Here is a 4,576-nt window from a genome sequence, read left to right on the forward strand (position 1 = left end):
CGATCGGCGATGGCCCGGCCCACCAGCTCCTCGTTGTCGCCGGCGCCGTAGACGTTCGCGGTGTCGAGCAGGGTCACCCCGAGGTCGAGGGCGCGGTGGATGGTGGCGATCGACTCCGCGTCGTTGTCGCGCACACCGTAGGCCTGGCTCATTCCCATGCAGCCGAGTCCCTGTGCGCCGACGGACAATTCGCCGAGTTTCCTGGTCGCGATCATGCGAGCGGTCCTCCTGAGGTGCCATCGGTTCGAATGATGAGTCCCTGCGAACTCACGGCGCCGACGCTACGACTTGGAGTGCACTCCAAGTCAAGCCGTCAGCGGGAACCGTCGTCGTCGAGCCGTGCGACGAGTACGGCCAGTGCGTCACCCAGGGTGCGGCGCTGCTGCGCATCGATATCGTCGAGGGCGGCGGCGAAGCGCTGGATGCGGGCCGACGTGAGACCGTTGACCAGCGATTTCGCCTGTTCGGTGACGGTCAGCAACTGGGCCCTGCCGTCGGCCGGGTCGGCGGTGCGTTCGAGATACCCGTACTTCTCCAGGCCCGACACGATGCGCGACATCGTGGGCGCCGTGACGTGTTCGGCGGCGGCCAGATCACCCAGGCGCATCGGGCCGCTGCGGACCAGCGTGCCCAGCGCCGCCGCCGATCCGGGACTCAGCGAACCCAGGTCACCGGAGCGCCGCAGCAGGCGAGTGATCCGGCCGAGCGCGAAGTACAGATCCGCCGCCTCGGCAAGCTCCTCCGCGCTGCGTGCGCGCTCCTGCTGGATCATGGGCGTTGTCGCTCCTACGCGTGTACTGGGACCGTCGGCAGCCGCACCGTCGGCGATATCCGATTCAGTAAGTATGCCCTCCCGCTCCCTCCCGACGACTTCGGCCTGCTCATCGACGGCACCGAGCTAGGGGATCGCGGCGGGCGGGAGGCGCCGAGCGCCCGCGCAGTGGACATCCCGCCGACCGTCCTAAGTCGTGCCGGTGTGTCGCGGGGGCGAATCGGGCTTCGCCGCCGGGGCGGTGGCGGACGCGGCGGAGATCGTCGGCAGCGGGCCGGTGGGGTGGTCGGGAATCGGCTGGAAGGCGTGGTCGCCCACCCGGGCGGGGTCGACCATGTGCGCGACGAACAGGCGCGCCGCGGGCGTCGGGGTGCCGGTCGTCACCGCGTGCCACGGCCGGTCCAGTGGGGTTCCCTCCACCGGCACGACGACCAGACTGCCCTGCGCCACATCGGCTTCCACCGCGTCGCTGTGAATCAGCGTAATGCCCAGTCCCTCTCGGGCGGCGGCGAGGACGGCGCCGTGAGTGCCAAGGGTGAGCGCGGGCGGGCGGATCTGCAGCCGGTCCAGCAGGGCCAGCGTGGTGTCGCGGGTGCCCGAGCCGGGGCCGCGCAACAACCAGGTGGTGGTGCGCGGATCGTGGGACCGCCCCGGCGCTCCCACGACGACCAGACGGCTGGGCCGGCGCGCCCGCACCACCAGCCCGGTGTCGCGCGGGGGGCGGCCGGCGATCACGAGATCGGTTTCGTGATGCTGCAATTCGATGAACAGCAGATCGCGCGGATGGATCGAGAGCCCCAGCTCGATCTCGGGATAGCGGTCGCGGAACGAGACCAGCAGCCGCAGCAGGACGTATTCCCCGGCGGTGGCCACCACGCCGATCCGCAACCGGCCCGTTTCGGCGCGGCGGACCGCGGCATGCGCCTCTTTCATCAAACCCAGGATGCTGCGGCAGTATTCGGCATAGACCCGGCCCGCCTCGGTGAGTGCGATACCGCGTCCGGATTTCGCGATCAATTTCGCGCCGAGCTGCTTTTCGATATGCGCCACCGCCGCCGACGCGGCCGCCTCGGTGATGTGCAGTTGCGCAGCCGCGCGCCGAATGCTGTTGTGCCGGGCCACAACCAGAAACGTTTCCATTCGGACCGCACTCACCGTTCCCATCTACAGACGGTAGCAAACTCAACGATTCGGTTGAGCGAGACCGGAAACAATCGAATTGTCCCCGCCGGGCGGTGCCCGCATCCTGAATCTGCGCACTCGCCGCACCGTCGCGGGAGGTGTGGCGGACGAGAATCGCGCAGCGGCTCGCGACGCCGACCGGTTGCGGGTGTCCCGCAAGATATAGGAGGACCGATGACCGACGAATCCACTCGTGACCGCTGGGATCCGGGCGTGCAGTCGTATGCGTCGATGGGTTATTACGACGCCGATTACCAACCGTGCGATACCGATGTGCTGGCGGTGTTCCGGGTGACGCCGCAACCGGGGGTGGACCCGATCGAGGCGGCCGCCGCCGTGGCGGGCGAATCCTCCACTGCCACATGGACTGTCGTGTGGACCGACCGGCTCACCGCGCACGACCGCTACCGTGCCAAGTGCTACCGGGTCGAGGAGGTGCCGGGGCGGCCGGGGGAGTATTTCGCCTATATCGCCTACGACCTGGACCTTTTCGAAGAGGGGTCGATCACCAATCTCACCTCCTCGGTGATCGGCAATGTCTTCGGTTTCAAACCGCTGCAGGCGTTGCGGCTCGAGGACATGCGTATTCCGGTGGCCTATGTCAAGACCTTTCAGGGGCCGCCGCACGGAATCGTTATGGAACGGGAATATCTGAACAAGTACGGCCGGCCGTTGCTGGGGGCGACCGTGAAGCCGAAACTCGGCCTCTCGGCGCGCAACTACGGGCGGGTGGTGTACGAGGCGTGTAAAGGCGGCCTGGATTTCACCAAGGACGACGAGAACATCAACTCGCAACCGTTCATGCGATGGCGCGATCGCTATCTGTTCGCTATGGAGGGCGTGAATCGCGCGACCGCTGAAACGGGAGAATTGAAGGGTCATTATCTCAATATCACGGCCGCCACGATGGAGGATATGTACGAGCGCGCGGAGTTCGCGAAATCGCTCGGCAGCGTGATCGTGATGATGGACCTCACCGTCGGCTACACGGCGATGCAGTCGATGTCGAAGTGGGCGCGGCGCAACGGCATGCTGTTGCATCTGCACCGGGCCGGGCATTCGACCTTCACCCGCCAGAAGACCCACGGCGTCAGCTTCCGGGTGCTGGCCAAATGGTGCCGGCTCATCGGTGTCGACCACCTGCACGCGGGCACCGTCATCGGCAAGCTCGAAGGCGACCCGCACACCGTCAAGGGCTTCTACGATACGTTGCGCGACAACCACATTCCCGCCAATCCGCGCAACGGCATCTTCTTCGACCAGGACTGGGCCAGCCTGCCCGGAGTGATGCCGGTGGCATCCGGCGGAATCCACGCCGGTCAGATGCATCAACTGCTGGATCTGTTCGGCGACGACGCGATCCTGCAGTTCGGCGGCGGCACCATCGGGCATCCGATGGGAATCGCCGCGGGAGCCGAGGCCAATCGGGTCGCCCTGGAGGCGATGGTCAAGGCGCGCAACGAAGGCCGCGATCTGCTGAAGGAGGGCCCCGACGCGCTGCGTGCCGCGGCCCGAATCTGCCCGGCGCTCGACGTGGCGCTCGCGACCTGGGGTGATGTCACCTTCGACTACACCTCCACCGACGCCCCCGACGCGGTACCGACGGTCACCGCCTGACCGGCCGCCCCGACGACATACAAGGAGACGCAATGCATCTGCGGCAAGGGACGTTCTCCCACCTGCCCGACCTGTCCGATACCGAAATCGGCGCTCAGATCCGCTACGCGCTGCTCAACAACTGGCCGGTCTCGATCGAGTACACCGACGATCCGCATCCACGCAACGTCTACTGGGAGATGTGGGGGCTGCCGCTGTTCGACCTCGACGAACCCGACGGTGTGCTCGCCGAGGTGAACGCCTGCCGTTCGACGTTCCCGCACCACTACATCCGCGTCAACGCCTACGACGCGAGCTACGGCCGGCAGACGACCGCGCTGAGTTTCCTGGTGCAGCGGCCCGCCGACGAACCGGGCTTCCTGGTGGTCCGCACCGAGACCGAGGATCGACGCCAGCACTACGGCCTGCGGTCCTACGCCACCGACGTGCCCGCGGGCGCGCGCTACCGGGACTGAGGCGACGGTGGACGGGAGGCAGGCGATGTCCGGCGGCACACAGGGCAGCGGATCGGGGTTCCGGATGTACCGGCCGGGAGCGGGCGGTTCCGCGGGTTCGGACGCGAATCACCCCGAGACGCAAGTGGATTCCGATCCGTCGGAGATCACGTTGCCCGACGACGCGACCGTCGATCTGTCGACGGATCTGGCCGGTAAGAACGTCGAGGACACCCTCGCCCGGCTCGATGCGGAACTGATCGGACTGGCCACGGTCAAGAAGCGGGTGCGCGAGATCGCGGCGCTGCTGCTGATCGACCGGGCCCGGCAGCGGTTCGGATTGCAGGCCGACCGTCCCACCATGCATATGAGTTTCACCGGCGGGCCCGGCACCGGGAAGACGACGGTCGCGCTGCGGATGGCGGAGATGTTGCACGCCCTCGGCTACATCCGGAAACCGAAGGTGCACACCGTGACCCGCGACGACCTGGTCGGCCAGTTCATCGGTCACACCGCGCCCAAGACCAAGGAGGCGCTGGCCAAGGCCGCGGGCGGAGTGCTGTTCATCGAC

General features: G+C 67.4%; 6 protein-coding genes. 3 read left to right on the forward strand and 3 right to left on the reverse strand.

The genetic code is table 11. From position 1 onward, the window contains the following. The 3 genes from ON23_RS28470 to ON23_RS28480 all read right to left on the reverse strand — a co-directional run. On the reverse strand, window positions 1-215 hold a 215-nt coding region (locus ON23_RS28470), incomplete at its 3' end, for an aldo/keto reductase (protein WP_039782031.1). Window positions 216-313: 98 nt separating this feature from the next. Beyond that, a complete protein-coding gene (locus ON23_RS28475; RefSeq protein WP_036501263.1) occupies window positions 314-772 on the reverse strand; it encodes a MarR family winged helix-turn-helix transcriptional regulator in 459 nt (152 codons plus the stop codon). Between the two features lie 189 nt (window positions 773-961). Beyond that, on the reverse strand, window positions 962-1,936 hold the full coding sequence (locus ON23_RS28480) for a LysR family transcriptional regulator (protein ID WP_244969568.1): 975 nt from the start codon (window positions 1,934-1,936) through the stop codon (window positions 962-964). 192 nt (window positions 1,937-2,128) lie between these two features. Here ON23_RS28480 and ON23_RS28485 point away from each other — a divergent pair, with 192 nt between their 5' ends. From ON23_RS28485 to ON23_RS28495, 3 genes are all read left to right on the forward strand, one after another. After that, complete coding sequence (locus tag ON23_RS28485) at window positions 2,129-3,571, forward strand: form I ribulose bisphosphate carboxylase large subunit (RefSeq protein ID WP_039782032.1); 1,443 nt, start codon at window positions 2,129-2,131, stop codon at window positions 3,569-3,571. Window positions 3,572-3,603: 32 nt separating this feature from the next. Then, entirely contained in the window at window positions 3,604-4,026 is a 423-nt protein-coding gene (locus ON23_RS28490) for a ribulose bisphosphate carboxylase small subunit (protein WP_039782033.1), read from the forward strand. Between the two features lie 25 nt (window positions 4,027-4,051). Then, window positions 4,052-4,576, forward strand: a 525-nt coding sequence (locus tag ON23_RS28495) for an AAA family ATPase (protein ID WP_039782035.1), incomplete at its 3' end; no start/stop codon positions are given.

Source organism: Nocardia cerradoensis NBRC 101014, assembly GCF_000308535.1.
Taxonomy (GTDB): Bacteria; Actinomycetota; Actinomycetes; order Mycobacteriales; family Mycobacteriaceae; genus Nocardia; species Nocardia cerradoensis.